Origin of the sequence: Pseudomonas syringae group sp. 26L6 (assembly GCF_032587815.1) — a bacterium.
Classification (GTDB): domain Bacteria; phylum Pseudomonadota; class Gammaproteobacteria; order Pseudomonadales; family Pseudomonadaceae; genus Aquipseudomonas; species Aquipseudomonas amygdali.
In genome coordinates, this window is sequence record NZ_JAWHPJ010000053.1 from 315,062 (window position 1) to 335,878 (window position 20,817).

Consider the following 20,817-nt stretch of genomic DNA (forward strand, 5'->3'; position numbering starts at 1 on the left):
TTATTGCCAGTTGGAATAAGAAAGGACTTCATGAAACGTCTGCTGCTAACTGCGGTTCTTTCCGCACTGATGATCGCTGAAGTTCACGCCGAGTCCTTCACCATCTCCGATATTCGTGTCAATGGCCTCCAGCGGGTATCCGCCGGCAGTGTCTTTGGCGCGTTGCCGCTGAACGTAGGCGAGCAGGCGGACGATGGTCGTTTGGTCGATGCTACCCGTTCGCTGTTCAAAACCGGTTTCTTTCAAGATATCCAGCTGGGTCGCGATGGCAACGTACTCGTCATCAACGTCGTCGAGCGTCCTTCGGTTGCAAGTATCGAAATCGAAGGCAACAAGGCCATCTCCACCGAAGACCTGATGAAGGGGCTGAAACAGTCCGGTCTGGCCGAGGGTGAAATTTTCCAGCGTGCAACCCTTGAAGGTGTGCGTAACGAGCTGCAACGCCAATACGTTGCCCAAGGCCGTTACTCTGCCGAGGTTGACGCCGAGGTCGTTCCACAGCCGCGCAACCGCGTAGGCCTGAAAATCAACATCAATGAAGGCACCGTTGCCTCCATTCAGCATATCAACGTGGTGGGCAACACGGTCTTCTCCGACGAAGACCTGACCGACCTGTTCGAGCTCAAGACCAGCAACTGGCTGTCGTTCTTCAAGAATGATGACAAGTACGCCCGTGAAAAGCTGTCGGGTGACCTTGAGCGTCTGCGTTCGTACTACCTCGATCGCGGCTATATCAACATGGATATCGCCTCGACCCAGGTCTCGATCACGCCGGACAAGAAGAACGTGTACATCACGGTCAATATCAACGAAGGCGAGAAATACAGCGTCAAGTCGGTCAAGCTCAGCGGTGATCTGAAGGTTCCTGAAGACCAGGTCAAGTCTCTGCTGCTGGTACAGCCGGGTCAGGTGTTCTCGCGTAAGGTCATGACTACCACGTCCGAACTGATCACCCGTCGTCTGGGTAACGAAGGCTACACCTTCGCCAACGTCAACGGCGTGCCGACCCCGAACAACGAAGACCACACGGTCGACATCACCTTCGTGGTCGATCCTGGCAAGCGTGCCTACGTCAACCGCATCAACTACCGCGGTAACACCAAGTCGGAAGATGAAGTGCTGCGTCGCGAAATGCGTCAGATGGAAGGCGGCTGGGCTTCGACCTACCTGATCGACCAGTCGAAAACACGTCTGGATCGTCTGGGCTTCTTCAAGGAAGTCAACGTCGAGACGCCGCCTGTTCCGGGCACCGACGATCAGGTTGACGTGAACTACGCGGTTGAAGAGCAGGCGTCCGGCTCGATCACCGCCAGCGTCGGCTTCGCGCAAAGCGCCGGTCTGATCCTCGGTGGTTCGATCAGCCAGAACAACTTCCTCGGTACCGGTAACAAGGTCAGCATTGGCCTGACCCGCAGCGAATATCAGAGCCGTTACAACTTCAGCTACGTCGATCCGTACTATACGCCGGACGGTGTCAGCCTGGGTTACAGCGCCTTCTACCGCACCACCAACTACGATGACCTCGACGTTGATGTTGCAAGCTACGCGGTAGACAGCCTGGGTGCCGGTATCAACCTTGGCTACCCGATCAGCGAAACCTCGCGCCTGACCTACGGCCTGACCGTGCAGCAGGATGAGATCAAGACCGGCAAGTACACCGTTGACGAGATCTTCGACTTTGTTGAAAAAGAAGGCGACAAGTACCTGAACTTCAAGGGCTCGGTCGGCTGGTCTGAATCGACTCTAAACAAAGGCGTGCTGGCGACCCGTGGTCACTCGCAAAGCCTGGTGTTCGAATCTACCTTACCGGGCAGCGACCTGTCGTTCTTCAAGCTGGATTACCGTGCGCAGTACTTCCACCCGATCACCGATAACTACACTCTGCGTCTGCACACAGAGCTGGGTTATGGCGACGGCTACGGTTCGACCTCGGGTCTGCCGTTCTACGAGAACTACTATGCCGGTGGTTTCAACTCGGTTCGTGGCTTCAAGGACAGCACGCTCGGTCCGCGCAGCACGCCTAGTAATGGTTCCAAACCCGGTACGTTGGCCGATCCGGACCAGGATCCACTGCCGTTCGGTGGTAATGCTCTGGTGCAGGGTGGCGTAGAAGTCATGTTCCCGCTGCCATTCGTCAAGGACCAGCGTTCCCTGCGCACCTCCGTGTTCTGGGATGTCGGCAACGTATTTGATACAAACTGCGATTCCAGCAGGAAGACAGCCAGTGGCAAAAACGTCGAATGCAACAACATCGACCTTTCCGGCATGGCCAGCTCTGTGGGTATCGGTGTCACCTGGATCACTGCGCTCGGCCCTCTGAGCTTCGCCTTGGCGATGCCGATCAAGAAGCCGGACGACGAAGCAGAAACTCAGGTCTTCCAATTCTCCCTGGGTCAGACTTTCTAAGCGTCTGATCTTTGATAACGCAACGAATTTTGTAGGAGTTGTATTGTGCGTAAGTTGACTCAATTGGTACTGCTGGCAACCGTTCTGGTCGCAAGCCCTGCATTTGCCGACATGAAAATTGCCGTACTGAACTATCAGATGGCCTTGCTGGAATCTGATGCTGCCAAGAAATACGCTGTTGATGCCGAGAAAAAATTCGGTCCGCAACTGACCAAGCTGAAGAGCCTGGAAAGCAGCGCCAAGGGTATTCAGGACCGTCTGGTCAGCGGCGGCGACAAGATGGCTCAGCCTGAGCGCGAGCGTCTGGAGCTTGAATTCAAGCAAAAGGCTCGTGACTTCCAGTTCCAGTCCAAGGAACTGAACGAAGCCAAGGCCGTTGCTGACCGTGAAATGCTCAAGCAGTTGAAGCCAAAACTGGATCAGGCTGTTGAAGAAGTCATCAAGAAAGGTGGTTTCGACCTGGTTTTCGAGCGCGGTGCGGTGATCGACGTCAAGCCACAGTATGACGTGACTCGCCAGGTCATCGAGCGCATGAACCAGCTGAAGTAACCATGAGCATAACCATCAAGCTCGGCCAATTGGCCGAGTTCCTTGGCGCTACGCTACGTGGCGACAAGGACAAGGACATCACCGGGCTGGCTGCTTTACAAGAGGCCGGCCCTGGTCAAATCAGTTTCCTGGCAAAATCTCAATACCGTAAATTTCTGGTCGATGCCCAGGCTGCTGCCGTGCTGCTCAAGCCTGCAGATGCCGACAGCTACACCGGAGATGCGCTATTGGTCCCGGATCCTTACCTGGCCTATGCGCGCATTTCGCACTTTTTTGACCCCAAGCCCAAAAGCGTGGCGGGCGTTCATCCGACGGCAGTGATTGCCGACGATGCTCAGGTTGATTCTGCCGCCAGTATTGGCGCTTTCGTCGTTATCGAGAGCGGTGCCCGTATTGCAGCCGATGTCACCATTGGTGCGCACAGCTTCATCGGTGCTCGTTGCGAAATCGGTGAAGGTGGCTGGCTGGCTCCGCGGGTAACGCTTTATCACGATGTGCGCATCGGCAAACGTGTGGTCATTCAGTCGGGCGCGGTGCTGGGCGGTGAAGGTTTCGGCTTTGCCAATGAGAAGGGTGTCTGGCAGAAAATTGCACAAATCGGTGGCGTCACTTTGGGTGATGACGTCGAGATCGGCGTTAACACGGCGATCGATCGCGGTGCTCTGGCCGATACGCGAATTGGCAACGGCGTGAAGCTGGACAACCAGATTCAGATTGCCCACAACGTACAGGTTGGCGATCACACAGCGATGGCTGCGTGTGTTGGCATCTCCGGAAGCACCATAATCGGCAAGCACTGCATGCTGGCCGGCGGTGTCGGCCTGGTAGGGCATATCGAAATCTGTGATGGTGTTTTCATCACCGGCATGACGATGGTGACGCATTCCATTACCGAGCCGGGTTCGTACTCGTCCGGTACTGCCATGCAGCCGGCCGCCGAGTGGCGCAAGAGTGCAGCTCGTCTGCGCAAGATCGATGATATGGCGCGACGTCTGCAAAAGCTTGAAAAGGCTGTAGAGACGGTGACCTGCGCCGATAATCGCTCATCTGATGGCTGATACCTTTTTAATATCAAGCGTGCACAGTCGATAAACTGCCTCCTTGATGTAGAGGGGTGCTGCGCAGTCGCGACGCACCCCTAATCTTTACTACAGGCTTCCCCTCGAAATGATGGACATCAAAGAAATTCGCGAATACCTGCCTCATCGTTACCCGTTCCTGCTGGTGGACCGCGTGACCGAGCTGGATATCGAGAACAAGAACATTCGCGCCTACAAGAATGTCAGCGTCAACGAGCCTTTTTTCAACGGCCACTTCCCTGAGCATCCCATCATGCCGGGTGTGCTGATCATCGAAGCTATGGCGCAGGCTGCCGGTATTCTTGCGTTCAAGATGCTCGACTCCAAGCCGTCAGACGGTACGCTCTATTATTTCGTGGGCTCGGACAAACTGCGTTTCCGTCAACCGGTTCTGCCGGGCGACCAGCTGGTTCTTGAAGCGAAGTTCCTGAGCAGCAAGCGTCAGATCTGGAAGTTCGAATGCAAGGCTACAGTTGATGGCAAGGCGGTATGCTCTGCCGAAATCATCTGTGCGGAACGTAAGCTATGAGTTTGATTGACCCTCGCGCAATCATCGATCCGACGGCCATTCTGGCCGACAACGTTGAGGTTGGCCCCTGGTCGATCATCGGAGCCGGTGTGGAAATTGGCGAGGGTACAGTCGTCGGTCCTCATGTTGTCCTTAAGGGACCCACCAGGATCGGCAAGCACAATCGCATCTACCAGTTCTCATCGGTGGGCGAAGACACGCCTGATCTGAAATACAAGGGCGAGGAAACCCGTCTTGTCATCGGTGATCACAACGTGATCCGTGAAGGTGTGACCATCCACCGCGGGACTGTTCAGGACCGTGCCGAAACCACGCTGGGCGATCACAACCTGATCATGGCTTATGCACACATCGGCCATGACAGTGTGATCGGTAACCACGTGATACTGGTCAACAACACCGCGCTGGCAGGCCACGTTCATGTCGATGACTGGGCCATCCTGTCCGGTTTTACTCTTGTGCATCAGTTCTGCCATATCGGTGCTCACAGCTTTTCCGGCATGGGTACGGCCATCGGCAAGGACGTTCCGGCGTTCGTGACGGTGTTTGGCAACCCGGCCGAAGCGCGCAGCATGAATTTCGAGGGCATGCGCCGTCGCGGTTTTTCCGAAGAAGCCATTCATGCGCTGCGCAGAGCCTACAAGACAGTCTATCGTCAGGGGCTGACCATCGCTCAGGCGGCGGCCGACCTTGCCGAGCCGGCGGCGCAGTTCCCTGAAGTGGCCGTATTCCTTCAGTCTATTCAGACGTCGACCCGCGGTATCATTCGCTAATCATGACCAAGCCATTATGTATCGCTCTGGTCGCTGGTGAAGCATCCGGCGATATCCTCGGGTCCGGCCTGATGCGTGCCCTCAAGGTGCGCCATCCCGATATCCGTTTCATTGGCGTGGGTGGCCCGCTGATGGAGGCTGAGGGCATGCAGTCCTACTTCCCGATGGAGCGCCTGTCGGTGATGGGGCTGGTCGAGGTGCTTGGCAGGCTGCGTGAGCTGCTGGCCCGGCGCAAGCTGCTGGTACAGACCCTCATCAATGAAAAGCCGGACGTCTTCATCGGCATTGACGCCCCCGACTTCACACTCAATATCGAACTTCAGCTACGCCGCGCGGGCATCAAAACCGTGCACTATGTCAGCCCGTCAGTCTGGGCCTGGCGTCAGAAGCGTGTGCTGAAGATTCGTGAAGGCTGTGATCTGATGCTGACATTGTTGCCATTCGAAGCCCGTTTCTATGAAGAGAAGGGCGTACCGGTACGCTTTGTCGGTCACCCGCTGGCAGACACCATCCCTCTGGAGTCAGATCGCGCCGCAGCCCGCGCAGGGCTTGGCCTTGCTCAGGAAGCGCCCGTTGTTGCGTTGATGCCGGGCAGCCGGGGCGGCGAAGTAGGGCGTCTGGGCGGTTTGTTTTTCGATGCTGCCGAGCTTCTTCTCGCCCAGCGCCCTGGCTTGCGCTTCGTACTGCCCTGCGCCAGTCCTCAACGACGGGCTCAGGTAGAGCAGCTGTTACAAGGCCGCAATCTGCCAGTCACGCTGCTCGACGGGCAGTCGCATGTGGCGCTGGCAGCATGCGATGCGGTACTGATCGCCTCCGGCACCGCGACTCTGGAAGCCCTGCTTTACAAGCGACCTATGGTGGTGACCTACCGTCTGGCACCGCTGACCTTCTGGATACTCAAGCGGATGGTCAAAAGCCCTTACGTATCGCTGCCTAACCTGCTTGCCCAGCGCCTGCTGGTGCCAGAACTGCTGCAGGATGACGCCACCCCCGAAGCGTTGGCGCGGACGCTGCTGCCGCTGATCGACGACGGTCAGGCGCAAACCGCAGGCTTTGATGCCATTCACCGTATTCTGCGCCGAGATGCGTCCAATCAGGCCGCCGACGCGGTGTTGAGCCTGCTCGGCCAGTCGTCTTCACAGTGAGGTCGCCCATCATGCAAACAGGTCTGGATTTCACACTCGTCGAGGATCTGGTAGCAGGTGTTGATGAAGTAGGCCGTGGCCCGCTGTGCGGCGCGGTTGTAACGGCGGCAGTCATTCTCGACCCTGCCCGACCTATTCTCGGGCTCAACGACTCAAAGAAGCTGACTGAAGCCCGGCGCGAAAAACTCTACGTCGAAATTCAGGAGAAGGCCCTGTGCTGGTTCATTGCCCGGGCTGAAGTTGAAGAAATCGACCAATTGAATATTTTGCACGCCACGATGCTGGCTATGAAACGTGCCGTCGAGGGGCTGAGTATCACGCCGAAGCTGGCGCTCATCGACGGTAACCGTTGCCCGCAGTTGTCAGTGCCTTCTGCGCCGGTTGTAAAGGGCGACTCCAAGGTGCCTGCCATCGCGGCCGCGTCGATTCTCGCCAAGGTCAGCCGGGATCGGGAAATGGCAGCGTTCGAGCTCATCTATCCGGGTTATGGCATCGGTGGGCACAAGGGTTATCCTACGCCGGTGCACCTGGAGGCATTGGCCCGGCTCGGACCTACGCCCATTCACCGACGCTCCTTTGCACCTGTGCGTGCAGCCCACGAGGCGCGAGCATCCATAATGATCGGCGGGTCGATCCCGCTACCAGTCGGTTTATTGCAGGACTGACGTTTCATCCCGGGCCCGTTACAATCCTGCCCTTCGTTTTTTGTATTTTCGCGTTTTATAGGATCACCATGCCGGCTTCTTTCGTTCATCTACGCCTGCACACCGAATACTCGCTGGTTGACGGTCTGGTCCGGGTCAAACCGTTGATCAAGGCGCTGACCGGCATGAACATGCCTGCCGTGGCGGTGACCGACCAGAACAACATGTGTTCGCTGGTCAAGTTCTACAAGGCCGCGCAAGGCTCGGGCATCAAGCCGATCTGTGGCGTCGACTTGTGGCTGGCGGGCAGGGATGAAGACGCTGCGCTCAGTCGCATCAGCCTGTTGGCCATGAATGCCCAGGGCTACCGCAACCTGACCGAACTGATTTCCCGTGGTTTTATCGAAGGCCAGCGCAACGGCCAGATCGTCATCCAGCGCCAGTGGGTCGCGCAGGCCAGTGAAGGCGTAATTGCGCTTTCCGCTGCAAAGGAAGGCGAGATCGGCATGGCGTTGCTCGGCGGCAACCCCGGCGAGGCGGACGAACTGCTGCGCGAATGGATGGCGGTATTTCCCGAGCGTTTCTATATCGAAGTACAGCGCACCAATCGCAACAATGACGAAGAGCATTTGCATGCCGCTGTTGCCTTGGCCGAACGCCATGGCGCGCCGCTGGTTGCGACCAACGATGTGCGTTTCATCAAGCAGACTGATTTCGAAGCCCACGAAACCCGCGTATGCATCGGTGAAGGCCGTGCGCTGGACGACCCGCGTCGCTCGCACAACTACAGCGATCAGCAATACCTGAAAAGCCCGGAAGAAATGGCCGAGCTGTTCAGCGATTTGCCTGAGGCGCTGGAAAACACCGTCGAGATCGCCAAGCGCTGCAACATCGACGTCAAGCTGGGCACGCACTTCCTGCCCAACTTCCCGATTCCTGATGGCATGACCATCGATGAGTATTTCCGCAAGGTCTCGTTCGATGGTCTCGAAGAGCGTCTTGCCGTCCTGTTGCCCAAGGACACCACTGAAGATTACGAAGCCAAGCGTCAGGTGTATGTCGACCGGCTGAATTTCGAGCTGGATATCATCATCCAGATGGGCTTTCCTGGCTACTTCCTGATCGTTATGGACTTCATCCAGTGGGCCAAGAGCAATGGCGTACCGGTGGGGCCGGGTCGTGGTTCGGGTGCCGGTTCGCTGGTCGCCTACGTACAGAAGATCACCGACCTCGACCCGCTGGAATACGACCTGCTGTTCGAACGCTTTTTGAACCCGGAACGGGTTTCCATGCCCGACTTCGACGTCGACTTCTGCATGGACGGCCGTGATCGGGTGATCGAATATGTGGCCGAGAAGTACGGTCGCAACGCGGTGAGCCAGATCATCACCTTCGGTTCCATGGCGGCCAAGGCGGTGGTGCGTGACGTGGCGCGGGTGCAGGGCAAGTCTTACGGGCTGGCGGATCGTCTGTCGAAGATGATCCCGTTCGAAGTCGGCATGACCCTCGAAAAAGCCTACGAGCAGGAAGAGATTCTTCGCGATTTCCTCAAGGTGGATGAGGAAGCTGCGGAAATCTGGGAGATGGCGCTCAAGCTCGAAGGCATTGTGCGTAACGTCGGTAAGCACGCCGGTGGTGTGGTGATTGCCCCGACCAAGCTGACCGACTTTTCGCCGATCTATTGCGACGAGGCCGGTGACGGCCTGGTAACCCAGTTCGACAAGGACGATGTCGAGGCGGCGGGGCTGGTGAAGTTCGACTTCCTCGGTCTGCGCACCCTGACCATCATCGACTGGGCGCTCAAGACCATCAACCGCGACCGCGCCAAGGTCAACGAAGAGCCGCTGGACATCGCGTTCATCCCGCTCGATGACATGCCGACCTATCAGCTGCTGCAGCGCGCCGAAACCACGGCTGTGTTCCAGCTAGAGTCGCGCGGCATGAAAGAGCTGATCAAAAAGCTCAAGCCCGACTGTCTGGAAGACTTGATCGCACTGGTGGCGCTGTTCCGCCCCGGCCCGCTGCAATCGGGCATGGTTGACGACTTCATCAACCGTAAGCACGGTCGCGCCGAGCTGTCCTACCCGCACGTCGATTATCAGTACGAAGGACTGAAGCCGGTACTGGCACCGACCTACGGCATCATTCTGTATCAGGAACAGGTGATGCAGATCGCCCAGGTCATGGCCGGTTACACCCTCGGCGGTGCGGACATGCTGCGTCGCGCAATGGGCAAGAAAAAGCCCGAGGAAATGGCCAAGCAGCGCGGTGGTTTCATCGAGGGTTGCAAGACCAATAACATCGACCCGGACCTGGCCGGTAACATCTTCGACCTGGTGGAAAAATTCGCCGGTTACGGCTTCAACAAATCCCACTCGGCTGCCTACGGACTTGTGTCATATCAGACCGCCTGGCTGAAGACTCACTACCCGGCACCGTTCATGGCTGCCGTGTTGTCGGCGGATATGCACAACACCGACAAGGTCGTGACCTTGATCGAAGAAGTGCGCACGATGAAGCTGCGCCTCGACGCGCCGGACGTGAACACATCGGAGTTCAAATTCACGGTAAGCGATGATGGCCGCATTCTTTACGGGCTTGGCGCTATCAAGGGGGTGGGCGAGGGCCCGGTCGAGGCGATTACCGATGCGCGTCAGAACGGGCCGTTCAAGGATCTGTTCGATTTCTGCGCCCGCGTCGACCTCAAGCGGGTCAACAAGCGAACGCTTGATGGCCTGATTCGCAGCGGTGCGCTGGATCGTCTCGGGCCGTACTTCGAACTGGAGCCCAAGGCCTATCAGGCCAACATTGACCGTAACCGCTCGGTGCTGCTTGCCGCGCTGGAAGAAGCCATTCAGGCGGCAGAGCAGACCGCGCGCAGTCACGACAGTGGTCACGCGGACCTGTTTGGCGGCCTGTTCGTTGAAGCGGACGCCGATGTTTACGCCAATCATCGCAAGACTCGCGAGCTGAGCCTCAAAGACCGTCTGCGCGGTGAAAAGGAAACCCTGGGGCTGTACCTGACCGGGCACCCGATCGATGAGTATGAAGGCGAGATTCGTCGCTTCGCTCGTCAGCGGATCATCGATCTAAAGCCCGCCAGAGACACCCAGACGGTGGCCGGCCTGATCATTGCCTTGCGCGTGATGAAGAACAAGAAGGGCGACAAGATGGGGTTCATTACCCTGGACGACCGCTCTGCACGCATTGAAGCATCCCTGTTTGCCGAAGCGTTTCATTCGGCTCAATCACTGTTGCAGACCGATGCTATGGTGGTGGTCGAAGGCGAAGTCAGTAATGATGACTTCTCCGGGGGGCTGCGGTTGCGCGCCAAGCGGGTCATGAGTATCGAAGATGCGCGCACCAATCTGGCCGAGAGCCTGCGAGTGACGGTACGCGCCGAAGCACTCAAGGGCGACCGGCTGCGCTGGCTGGGTGATCTGTGCAAGCGCCATCGCGGTGCCTGCCCGATCACGGTGGACTACACGGGGCAGGACGCCCGTGCATTGCTGCAATTGGGAGAAGCATGGCGCATTGATCCCGCTGACAGCTTGATTCAAGCTCTGCGTGACCAGTTCGGACGTGAGAACGTCTTTCTCCAGTATCGTTGAACGTCGCAGGCTCGACTTGCGCTCAACCCTGAATTTTAATTTCGACCTGACCGCGCCTGTTCCGAACAGGAAAGGCGCAGACGGATCAACCGGCCGGCCTCTTGGCCGTCGACCCAAGACGGATGCCTATGAACCCGAATTTTCTTGATTTCGAACAGCCTATCGCTGACTTGCAGGCCAAAATCGAAGAACTGCGCTTGGTGGGTAACGACAACTCGCTGAACATCGGCGACGAGATCTCCCGGCTGCAAGACAAGAGCAAGACGCTCACCGAAAGCATCTTCGGCAACCTGACCAGCTGGCAGATCGCGCGCATGGCACGCCATCCGCGTCGTCCCTACACGCTGGACTACATCGAAAATATCTTTACCGAGTTCGATGAGCTGCACGGTGATCGTCATTTCTCCGATGACGCAGCAATCGTCGGCGGTATTGCCCGTCTCGACGGCCAGCCGGTCATGGTTATCGGTCACCAGAAAGGTCGTGAGGTGCGCGAGAAGGTTCGTCGCAACTTCGGCATGCCGCGCCCCGAGGGCTATCGCAAGGCTTGCCGTCTGATGGAGATGGCCGAACGCTTCAAGATGCCGATCCTGACCTTTATCGATACGCCGGGCGCTTATCCTGGTATCGATGCGGAAGAGCGCAACCAGAGCGAGGCAATTGCCTGGAACCTGCGTGTGATGGCCCGTCTCAAGACCCCGATCATCGCTACTGTTATCGGTGAAGGTGGTTCCGGTGGTGCGCTGGCGATTGGCGTATGCGACCAGTTGAACATGCTGCAGTATTCGACCTACGCGGTAATCTCTCCGGAAGGCTGCGCGTCGATTCTGTGGAAAACCGCCGAGAAGGCACCGGATGCTGCCGAAGCCATGGGTATCACCGCTGACCGCCTGAAAGGCTTGGGTATCGTCGACAAGGTCATCGCCGAACCACTGGGTGGCGCGCATCGTGATCCGGTCGCCGCCGCCGCCTTGATTCGCGAAGAGTTGAGCAGTCAGCTGGCGATGCTCAAGGAGTTCGATAACGATGAGCTGCTGGCCCGCCGTTATGACCGCTTGATGAGCTACGGTCTGTAAGCTGCGTCGCCACGATCGTTCCCACGTCTTGCGGGCTTCTGCCCGAAAGGCGTGGGAGCGAACCGCGCGACACTTCGTTTGTTCGCGAAAGGGCTGGCTTGAGCATTGAACCGTTCAGTGCGTGAATAAGCGAAGTTCGGTGAGAAACACCAATGACCACCTTCACACACAGCGGTCATGACCTTCCTGCCAGGCTCCTTCAGGCTTTGGCTCCCTGGCGCAACGCGCCAACCTGGCATATCGGCTTTTCCGGTGGCCTCGATTCCACGGTGCTGTTGCATCTTCTGGCTAAGCTCGCCAAGTGCGAAAGCCTGCCTGTCTTACACGCCATTCATGTTCATCACGGCCTGCAGGCCGCAGCCAATGCGTGGCCTGAACATTGTCGGCGGGTTTGTCAGGCGCTGGGTGTGGCATTTGAGCTGGTTCGGGTAAACGTCGATCCTGGTGCGAGCATCGAGCAGGCTGCCCGGCAGGCGCGTTACACCGCGTTCACTGACAGGCTGGCTGAGGGGGATGTGTTGCTCACCGGCCAGCACCGTGACGATCAGGCCGAGACCCTGCTGTTCCGTCTGCTGCGCGGCGCTGGTGTACGCGGTCTGGCTGCCATGCCCGATCAGCGAATTCTGGGGCGTGGGCATTTGGTGCGACCACTGTTGGCAGTGTCTCGTGTCGAACTTGAAGGCTACGCACATCAGCACGGTCTGCATTGGGTCGAAGACCCGAGCAACGACGACTCCCGGTTCTCGCGCAACTTCTTGCGCAGTGACGTGCTGCCATTGCTGACCTCAAGATGGCCTCAGGCATCGATCAGTCTGGCGCGCACGGCGTGCCACCTCGGCGAAGCACAGCAATTGCTGGACGAGCTTGCGGTGCAGGATCTGGCCGGTGCCCAGGTCACGACACCATTTGCCTGGCTTGGTTTGCCGGTGCTGAGCATTGGCCCGCTTGCCGTGCTGTCCGCAGCAAGGCAGCGCAATGCACTGCGCCACTGGCTTGCGCCGCTGACGCGTCTGCCGGATACCGATCACTGGGCTGGCTGGGAGGCATTGCGCGACGCAGCGCAGGATGCCCGTCCGCTGTGGCGGCTTGCCGATGGCGAGCTGCACAGGGCGCAGGGCTGCATCTGGTGGGTGCCCGCTGACTGGGAGCATGTCCGTCACCCGGTAACAGACTGGCCCGACTGCCGCACACCGTTGCACTTGCCGGGCAATGGCTGGGTAAGCCTTGAAGGTGATGTGCCGTGTGGCGCTCTGCAAATCCGCTACCGGCGGGGAGGTGAGGTGATGCACCTCGGCGGACGCGGCAGTCGTGATCTGAAACGGTTGCTCAACGAACAGGCTGTACCGGTTTTTCTGCGCGGCAGATTGCCGCTGCTCTACTGCGATAATGACTTGCTGGCCGTCGCCAACCTGCCTGGACTGGACGGTTCGCCCAATGAAAGCTGGCGTTTGCACTGGGTTGTACCGACCAGCGACCAAAGTTTGAGCTGAAAGGCCCTTTCAGGTAGACTACGCTCCCTTCTTGATACAACTTCTGTTGGTTCTTTTGAAACAACGCAAGTTGCCGGTTACCAACCAGTGTTTGCTGGGTAATTCTTAAAATGTAGCGCACACCACACTGGCTTCGGCCGGTCGGTTTCAACGCAGCAGTTTCGGGAGTGCACCGTGAATTTTGTCGGTAATCGGGGGCTTCGGCCTTCCTTCGCTATCCCCGGCGGCTCTGACCGCTTTAACGCAGACTTCTAGGGTTTTTCATGACGCGCTACATCTTCGTCACGGGCGGTGTTGTTTCTTCATTGGGGAAAGGCATTGCCTCGGCTTCATTGGCGGCCATCCTGGAGGCGCGGGGACTCAAGGTCACCATGCTCAAACTGGATCCCTATATCAACGTGGACCCAGGCACCATGAGCCCGTTCCAGCACGGTGAGGTGTTCGTTACTCACGACGGCGCCGAGACCGACCTGGACCTTGGTCACTACGAGCGGTTCATCCGCACCACCATGACCCAGAACAACAACTTCACCACCGGCCGTGTGTACGAACACGTCCTGCGCAAAGAGCGCCGTGGTGATTATCTGGGGGCGACCATTCAGGTCATTCCGCATATCACCGACGAAATCAAGCGCCGCATCATCAAGGGTGCAGGCGATGCCGATGTGGCGCTGGTCGAAATCGGCGGCACGGTGGGTGACATCGAGTCGCAGCCGTTCCTCGAGGCCATCCGCCAGTTGCGTTTCGAAGTGGGCGCACGCCGCGCGATGCTGATGCACCTGACGCTGGTGCCGTACATCGCTACTGCCGGCGAGACCAAGACCAAGCCGACTCAGCATTCGGTGAAGGAATTACGCTCCATCGGTCTGCAGCCTGATGTGCTGGTCTGCCGCTCCGACCACCCGATCGACGTGTCGTCGCGTCGCAAGATCGCTCAGTTCACCAACGTTGAAGAGCGTGCGGTTATCGCCCTTGAAGACGCGGACACCATTTACAAGATCCCGGGCATCCTGCATTCGCAAGGCCTGGACGATTTTGTGGTCGAGCGCTTCGGCCTGCAATGTGAGGGTGCCGATCTGTCCGAGTGGGACAAGGTCGTCGACGCCAAGCTCAACCCCGAGCACGAAGTCACCATCGCGATGGTCGGCAAATACATGGAACTGCTCGACGCCTACAAGTCGTTGATCGAAGCCATGAGCCACGCCGGCATCACCAACCGTACCAAGGTGAACCTGCGTTATATCGATTCCGAAGACATCGAAAACCAGGGCACCGGCCTGCTTGAAGGCGTGGATGCGATTCTGGTTCCAGGCGGCTTTGGCCTGCGTGGGGTCGAGGGCAAGATCACTGCCGTCCAGTTTGCACGGGAAAACAAGGTTCCGTATCTGGGCATCTGCCTGGGCATGCAAGTGGCGGTCATCGAGTTCGCACGTAACGTGCTGGGCTGGAAAGACGCCAACTCCACCGAGTTCAACCGTACCAGCGCGCACGCCGTGGTGGGTCTCATCACTGAGTGGGAAGATGCCACTGGTGCAGTCGAAACCCGTACCGAAAGTTCCGATCTGGGCGGCACCATGCGTCTTGGGGCGCAGGATTGCCAGCTTGAAGCCGGTTCGCTGGTACACGACTGCTACCGCAAGGACGTAATTGTCGAGCGTCATCGTCATCGCTATGAAGTGAACAACAATCTGCTGCCACAACTGATCGAGGCTGGCCTGAAGATCTCCGGTCGCTCCGGCGACGGTGCGCTGGTTGAAGTGGTCGAAGCACCGGATCATCCATGGTTCGTCGCTTGCCAGTTCCACCCGGAATTCACTTCCACGCCCCGTGACGGTCATCCGCTGTTCAGCGGTTTCGTCAAGGCGGCACTGGCTCAACATCAGAAAAACTCCTGACAAGGACTTCACACATGGCTCAGAAAACAATTCGCGTAGGTTCGATCGAGATCGCCAACGATAAGCCAATGGTGCTGTTCGGCGGCATGAACGTACTCGAATCCCGGGATATGGCCATGCAGGTCTGTGAAGAGTACGTAAGGGTGACCGAAAAGCTCGGTATCCCTTATGTGTTCAAGGCCAGCTTCGACAAGGCCAACCGCTCTTCGGTGAATTCCTACCGCGGGCCGGGCCTTGAAGAGGGCATGCGCATTTTCGAAGAGATCAAGCGCACCTTCAACGTGCCGTTGATCACCGACGTGCACGAGCCTCATCAGGCGGCCGTGGTTGCCGAAGTGTGCGACATCATCCAGTTGCCAGCCTTCCTGTCGCGTCAGACAGATCTGGTCGTTGCGATGGCGAAGACCGGCGCAGTCATCAACATCAAGAAAGCCCAGTTTCTCGCACCTCAGGAAATGAAACACATCCTGACCAAGTGCGAAGAGGCGGGTAATGATCAGTTGATTCTCTGCGAGCGGGGTTCCAGCTTCGGTTACAACAATCTGGTGGTGGACATGCTCGGCTTCGGCGTCATGAAGCAGTTCGAATACCCGATCCTGTTCGATGTGACACACGCCCTGCAAATGCCGGGTGGTCGCTCCGATTCTGCCGGTGGCCGCCGCGCTCAGGTCCTGGATCTGGCCAAGGCAGGCATCAGCCAGAATCTGGCCGGCCTGTTCCTTGAAGCGCATCCGGACCCTGACAACGCCAAATGCGACGGCCCGTGTGCCCTGCGTCTGGACAAGCTGGAGCCGTTCCTGGCCCAGCTCAAGTCACTGGATGAACTTGTCAAAAGTTTTCCGATCGTAGAGACCGCTTGAACAGGGTTCTCCGGTAAAGTGCCGTTCCCCGTCATTCGTGACGGGGTTGTCGCATTCAGACCTGCCTTTTTTTGCGTCTGACTGCGAGCATTGTTTTCCCAGCTGCGTCGTTTTCGTCAATCTTGGAGTGTTTACAACAATGGCAAAAATCGTCGACATCAAAGGTCGTGAAGTTCTCGACTCCCGTGGCAATCCCACTGTAGAAGCAGATGTGGTCCTCGATAACGGCATCGTTGGCAGCGCCTGCGCGCCGTCTGGTGCTTCAACCGGCTCGCGCGAAGCGCTGGAGCTGCGTGATGGCGACAAGAGCCGTTACATGGGCAAGGGCGTTCTGAAGGCTGTAGCCAACATCAACGGCCCTATCCGTGACCTGCTTCTGGGCAAGGACCCGGTTGACCAGAAGGCTCTGGATCACGCGATGATCAAGCTGGACGGCACCGAGAACAAGGCAAGCCTGGGTGCAAACGCAATTCTTGCGGTCTCCCTGGCAGCTGCCAAGGCGGCGGCTCAGGATCAGGATCTGCCGTTGTACGCGCACATCGCCAACCTCAATGGCACACCGGGCGTGTACTCCATGCCGGTGCCGATGATGAACATCATCAACGGTGGCGAGCATGCTGATAACAACATCGACATCCAGGAATTCATGATCCAGCCTGTCGGCGCCAAAACCTTCGCTGAAGGCCTGCGCTGGGGAACCGAGATTTTCCATCACCTCAAGGCAGTGCTCAAGGCGCGTGGCCTGAACACCGCGGTTGGCGACGAAGGCGGTTTCGCGCCTAACCTGGCGTCCAACAAGGAAGCGCTCGACGCTATTGCCGAAGCCGTCGCCAATGCGGGTTACACGCTGGGCACCGACGTGACCCTGGCGCTGGACTGCGCGGCGAGCGAGTTCTACAAGAACGGCAAGTACAAACTCAGCGAAGAGGGCGAGTACAGCTCCGCCGAGTTTGCCGAATACCTTGCCGAGCTGACGCGCAAGCACCCGATCATTTCCATTGAAGACGGTCTGGACGAGTCCGACTGGGATGGCTGGAAAGTTCTCACCGACAAGATCGGCGAGAAAGTCCAACTGGTCGGTGACGACCTGTTCGTAACCAACACCAAGATCCTGAAAGAAGGCATCGACAAGAAGATCGCCAACTCGATTCTGATCAAGTTCAACCAGATCGGCTCCCTGACCGAAACGCTGGAAGCCATTCAGATGGCCAAGGCTGCCGGTTACACTGCGATCATCTCTCACCGTTCCGGCGAAACCGAAGACTCGACCATTGCCGACCTGGCTGTGGGCACGTCTGCCGGTCAGATCAAAACCGGTTCGCTGTGCCGCTCCGACCGCGTTTCCAAGTACAACCAACTGCTGCGCATCGAGGAGCAATTGGGCTCCAAGGCCGCGTATCGTGGTCGTGCCGAGTTTCGCGGTTGAGCCATAGATGGTAAAAAGACGCAGAGTGCTGCACAGACTCGAGTCACCTGACTTGCCTGTGCAGCTCTGATGCTGACGCTCCGCGGTAATCTGGAGTGATTGAGCCTGGCTTATGTCAGGCTCAATGCCCTCAGTCGTTTGTTGTTCACGTTGGCTCTGCTGTCTTTTTTACTGGGTACCTGATATTTCAATGCGCAGTCCTAACTGGTTGTTCCTCGTCCTGCTCCTGTTGCTGGCTGGCTTGCAGTACCGCCTTTGGGTCGGTAACGGAAGCCTTGCGCAAGTGGCCAGCCTGACTCAGCAGATTGCCGACCAGCACGCTGAGAATGAGGTGCTGCTGGAGCGCAACCGCGTGCTTGATGCCGAGGTCATGGAGTTGAAAAAGGGTCTGGAAACCGTCGAAGAACGTGCCCGACATGAACTCGGCATGGTCAAGGACGGCGAAACCCTTTACCAGCTCGCGCAATAATCAAGTTGGTGCCATGAAAGACTTTCTTCCTGCCTTCTGGGCAGTGATACCTGCAGCGGGCATTGGTGCTCGCATGGCAGCTGACCGTCCCAAGCAATATTTGCAACTGGGCGGCCTGACAATTCTTGAACACAGCCTGCTTTGCTTTCTCGATCACCCTCGGCTCAAGGGCCTGGTGATCAGTCTGGCTGTGGACGACCCTTACTGGGCTGCATTGCCCTGCGCTAAAGATGCCCGCATTCAGCGAGTGGATGGCGGCAGCGAGCGTTCAGGCTCGGTGCTCAATGCGCTTCTGCATCTGCATGCTCAGGGCGCGAGCGACAATGACTGGGTGCTTGTGCATGACGCTGCGCGCCCTAATCTGGCGCGTAGTGATCTGGATAATCTGCTCGGCGAGCTGGCTGACGACCCGGTTGGCGGCCTGCTGGCCGTACCGGCCCGGGATACCCTCAAACGTGCCGACAGCAGTGGTCGCGTGCTTGAAACCGTGGACCGGAGCCTGATCTGGCAAGCATTCACGCCGCAGATGTTTCGTCTTGGGGCCCTGCATCGCGCCTTGGCGGACAGTCTGGTGTCGAATGTGAGCATCACCGATGAAGCATCGGCGATCGAGTGGGCAGGGCAGTCGCCGCGACTGGTCGAAGGGCGGTCCGATAACATCAAGGTCACTCGCCCCGAGGATCTTGAATGGTTGCGTCAACGCCGCACTGAGTTCGGTCGCTGACTACTGGCGGTACTCATCGCGCATCGCCAAGCCTTCTTTAAGATAGTCCACCAGCTTGCGCACCTTGGGCGACAGGTGCCTTTGCTGAGGATAAAGCGCCCAGACGGCAGTATTGGGCGGTTGATGGGCTTCCAGCAATGAAACCAGCGTTCCATCGTTGAGGTGTTTCTGCACGTAATAGTCCGGCAACTGACACAGGCCGACCCCATGCAACGCGGCATCCAGCACCGCCTGGCCGCTGTTGCAGCGCCAGTTGCCTTGCACTCTCTGAGAGAACTCGCGGCCATTCTGCTGAAGCTGCCAGGTATCGCTGCCCCCGACCAGACAGTTGTGGCGATTCAGCTCCGACAGGCTGTGAGGTCGTCCATAGCGTTCAATGTAGGAAGGCGAAGCACACAGATACATTTGCCGTGGCGCGAGGCGAGTTGCAACCATGCGCGAATCCTGTAGCCGGCCAAGGCGAATCGCCAGATCCATCCCTTCATGCACCAGATCGAGCGTCTCATTGCTCAGCTCGATGTCGACCCGCAAGTGCGGATACAGGTCCATGAAGCGTGTCACCAGGGGCGTGATGAAGCGCTCGCCATAAGCCACAGCGCAGGTCATGCGCAGCAACCCTTTCGGCTCGCTGGCCAGATCGCCTACAGCGCGCAGTGCTTCTTCGCGGCCGTCCTGCAAACGTTGGCAGTGATGCAAAAAAGTTTGACCAGCCTCGGTCAGCGCGACCTTGCGCGTGCTGCGATAAAGCAAACGGGTTTGCAGTCGTTCTTCAAGGCGCACGATCTGACGGCTGATATGTGACGAGGAAACCCCAAGCCTTTGTGCAGCCGCTGTGAACTGGCCGCATTCAGCGACCGCAACGAATTCGTCCAGACCTTCCCAGCGATTGATGTGCATGGATTATCCCTGTACAGCATTAATGTTTTGCTTTTGGCCGTATTACTCGCCAATTGGCACTGTACTACACTGCATACCTTGTTTTTACCCGTCGGAGAAGTTTGATGATCAAGTCGCGCGCTGCTGTCGCTTTTGAAGCCAAAAAGCCATTGGAGATCGTTGAAGTCGATGTCGCCATGCCCAAGGCGGGAGAAGTGCTGCTCAGAGTAGTGGCCTCCGGCGTCTGCCATACCGATGCCTACACACTTTCAGGTGCCGATCCCGAGGGGATTTTCCCGTCGATTCTCGGTCATGAAGGCGGTGCGATTGTCGAAGCCATTGGCGAAGGTGTCACCTCTGTCGCGGTCGGTGATCACGTTATTCCGCTGTACACCCCGGAATGCCGCCAGTGCAAATTCTGCCGTTCGGGCAAGACCAACCTGTGTCAGGCGATTCGTGCCACGCAGGGTAAAGGCCTGATGCCGGATGGCACCACGCGTTTTTCCTACAAGGGCGAGCCGATTTTCCACTACATGGGCACTTCGACCTTCTCCGAATACACCGTACTGCCGGAAATCTCGGTGGCCAAAATCGACAAGCAGGCACCGCTGGAAAAAGTCTGCCTGCTGGGTTGTGGTGTCACCACCGGTATCGGTGCGGTGCTCAACACTGCCAAGGTCAAGCCTGGCGATACAGTAGCGATCTTCGGTCTGGGCGGTATCGGTCTCTCAGCGTTGATCGGCGCGGTCAAAGCCAAAGCGTCTCGAATCATCGCCATCGATATCAACCCGGCCAAGTTCGAGATCGCCAAACAGTTGGGCGCGACTGACTGCGTCAATCCGAAAGATTTCGACCGTCCTATTCAGGAAGTCATTGTTGACATGACCGATGGCGGCGTCGACTTCTCGTTTGAGTGCATCGGTAATGTGCAACTGATGCGTGCAGCACTGGAATCCTGCCACAAGGGCTGGGGCGAGTCGGTCATCATCGGCGTGGCCGGTGCCGGTCAGGAAATCTCTACCCGTCCGTTCCAGCTGGTGACAGGACGCGTATGGCGCGGTTCGGCATTTGGTGGCGTGCGTGGCCGCACCGAACTGCCAAGCTATGTCGACATGGCGCAGACCGGTGAAATCCCACTGGACACGTTCATCACCCATACCATGGGCCTGGAAGACATCAACAAGGCGTTCGACCTGATGCATGAAGGCAAAAGCATCCGCACCGTCATTCATTTTTGAGGAGCAGCGGCAAGCGGCAAGCACGAA

The 20,817-nt window shown here is 58.0% G+C and carries 17 protein-coding genes; 16 read left to right on the top strand and 1 reads right to left on the bottom strand.

What is annotated here, in order from left to right; translation table 11 throughout:
- Positions 1-30 precede the first annotated feature (30 nt).
- The 15 genes from bamA (at position 31) to ispD (ending at position 18,676) form a co-directional block, all read left to right on the top strand.
- The gene (gene bamA, locus RYA97_RS21675; RefSeq protein WP_002554722.1) at positions 31-2,406 is read left to right on the top strand and encodes an outer membrane protein assembly factor BamA; all 2,376 of its coding nucleotides are present in this window, start codon (positions 31-33) and stop codon (positions 2,404-2,406) included.
- Between the two features lie 45 nt (positions 2,407-2,451).
- A complete protein-coding gene (locus tag RYA97_RS21680) occupies positions 2,452-2,955 on the top strand; it encodes an OmpH family outer membrane protein (protein WP_002554721.1) in 504 nt (167 codons plus the stop codon).
- A gap of 2 nt (positions 2,956-2,957) precedes the next feature.
- Positions 2,958-4,013 (top strand): UDP-3-O-(3-hydroxymyristoyl)glucosamine N-acyltransferase, encoded by a 1,056-nt coding sequence (gene lpxD / locus RYA97_RS21685; protein ID WP_316893057.1) that lies wholly within the window; start codon positions 2,958-2,960, stop codon positions 4,011-4,013.
- 109 nt (positions 4,014-4,122) lie between these two features.
- A complete protein-coding gene (gene fabZ / locus RYA97_RS21690; RefSeq protein WP_002554719.1) occupies positions 4,123-4,563 on the top strand; it encodes a 3-hydroxyacyl-ACP dehydratase FabZ in 441 nt (146 codons plus the stop codon).
- Entirely contained in the window at positions 4,560-5,336 is a 777-nt protein-coding gene (lpxA, locus tag RYA97_RS21695; RefSeq protein ID WP_002554718.1) for an acyl-ACP--UDP-N-acetylglucosamine O-acyltransferase, read from the top strand. The genes fabZ and lpxA overlap by 4 nt, the downstream gene beginning before the upstream one ends.
- A gap of 2 nt (positions 5,337-5,338) precedes the next feature.
- Positions 5,339-6,481, top strand: a complete 1,143-nt coding sequence (gene lpxB / locus RYA97_RS21700; RefSeq protein WP_316893058.1) for a lipid-A-disaccharide synthase — start codon at positions 5,339-5,341, stop codon at positions 6,479-6,481.
- A gap of 11 nt (positions 6,482-6,492) precedes the next feature.
- Complete coding sequence (gene rnhB / locus RYA97_RS21705) at positions 6,493-7,146, top strand: ribonuclease HII (protein ID WP_044344074.1); 654 nt, start codon at positions 6,493-6,495, stop codon at positions 7,144-7,146.
- Between the two features lie 68 nt (positions 7,147-7,214).
- Positions 7,215-10,736, top strand: coding sequence for a DNA polymerase III subunit alpha (gene dnaE / locus RYA97_RS21710; protein ID WP_004666023.1), 3,522 nt, complete (start codon positions 7,215-7,217; stop codon positions 10,734-10,736).
- Between the two features lie 128 nt (positions 10,737-10,864).
- Complete coding sequence (gene accA / locus RYA97_RS21715; protein ID WP_002554714.1) at positions 10,865-11,812, top strand: acetyl-CoA carboxylase carboxyl transferase subunit alpha; 948 nt, start codon at positions 10,865-10,867, stop codon at positions 11,810-11,812.
- 152 nt (positions 11,813-11,964) lie between these two features.
- Entirely contained in the window at positions 11,965-13,302 is a 1,338-nt protein-coding gene (gene tilS / locus RYA97_RS21720; protein ID WP_316893060.1) for a tRNA lysidine(34) synthetase TilS, read from the top strand.
- Positions 13,303-13,565: 263 nt separating this feature from the next.
- On the top strand, positions 13,566-15,197 hold the full coding sequence (locus RYA97_RS21725; RefSeq protein ID WP_002554712.1) for a CTP synthase: 1,632 nt from the start codon (positions 13,566-13,568) through the stop codon (positions 15,195-15,197).
- A gap of 14 nt (positions 15,198-15,211) precedes the next feature.
- The gene (gene kdsA, locus RYA97_RS21730; protein WP_004666021.1) at positions 15,212-16,057 is read left to right on the top strand and encodes a 3-deoxy-8-phosphooctulonate synthase; all 846 of its coding nucleotides are present in this window, start codon (positions 15,212-15,214) and stop codon (positions 16,055-16,057) included.
- Between the two features lie 139 nt (positions 16,058-16,196).
- The gene (gene eno / locus RYA97_RS21735) at positions 16,197-17,483 is read left to right on the top strand and encodes a phosphopyruvate hydratase (RefSeq protein WP_004666020.1); all 1,287 of its coding nucleotides are present in this window, start codon (positions 16,197-16,199) and stop codon (positions 17,481-17,483) included.
- Between the two features lie 190 nt (positions 17,484-17,673).
- Positions 17,674-17,952, top strand: coding sequence for a cell division protein FtsB (ftsB, locus tag RYA97_RS21740; RefSeq protein ID WP_002554710.1), 279 nt, complete (start codon positions 17,674-17,676; stop codon positions 17,950-17,952).
- A gap of 13 nt (positions 17,953-17,965) precedes the next feature.
- Positions 17,966-18,676, top strand: coding sequence for a 2-C-methyl-D-erythritol 4-phosphate cytidylyltransferase (ispD, locus tag RYA97_RS21745; protein WP_004657939.1), 711 nt, complete (start codon positions 17,966-17,968; stop codon positions 18,674-18,676).
- Here ispD and RYA97_RS21750 read toward each other — a convergent pair whose 3' ends face one another.
- A complete protein-coding gene (locus RYA97_RS21750) occupies positions 18,677-19,567 on the bottom strand; it encodes a LysR family transcriptional regulator (RefSeq protein ID WP_183132721.1) in 891 nt (296 codons plus the stop codon).
- A gap of 110 nt (positions 19,568-19,677) precedes the next feature.
- Between RYA97_RS21750 and RYA97_RS21755 the strand changes: the two genes are divergently transcribed.
- Positions 19,678-20,790 carry an S-(hydroxymethyl)glutathione dehydrogenase/class III alcohol dehydrogenase gene (locus tag RYA97_RS21755; protein ID WP_004666019.1) on the top strand — a complete coding sequence of 371 codons (1,113 nt, stop codon included), beginning with the start codon at positions 19,678-19,680 and terminating at the stop codon, positions 20,788-20,790.
- The last annotated feature ends 27 nt before the right edge of the window (positions 20,791-20,817 follow it).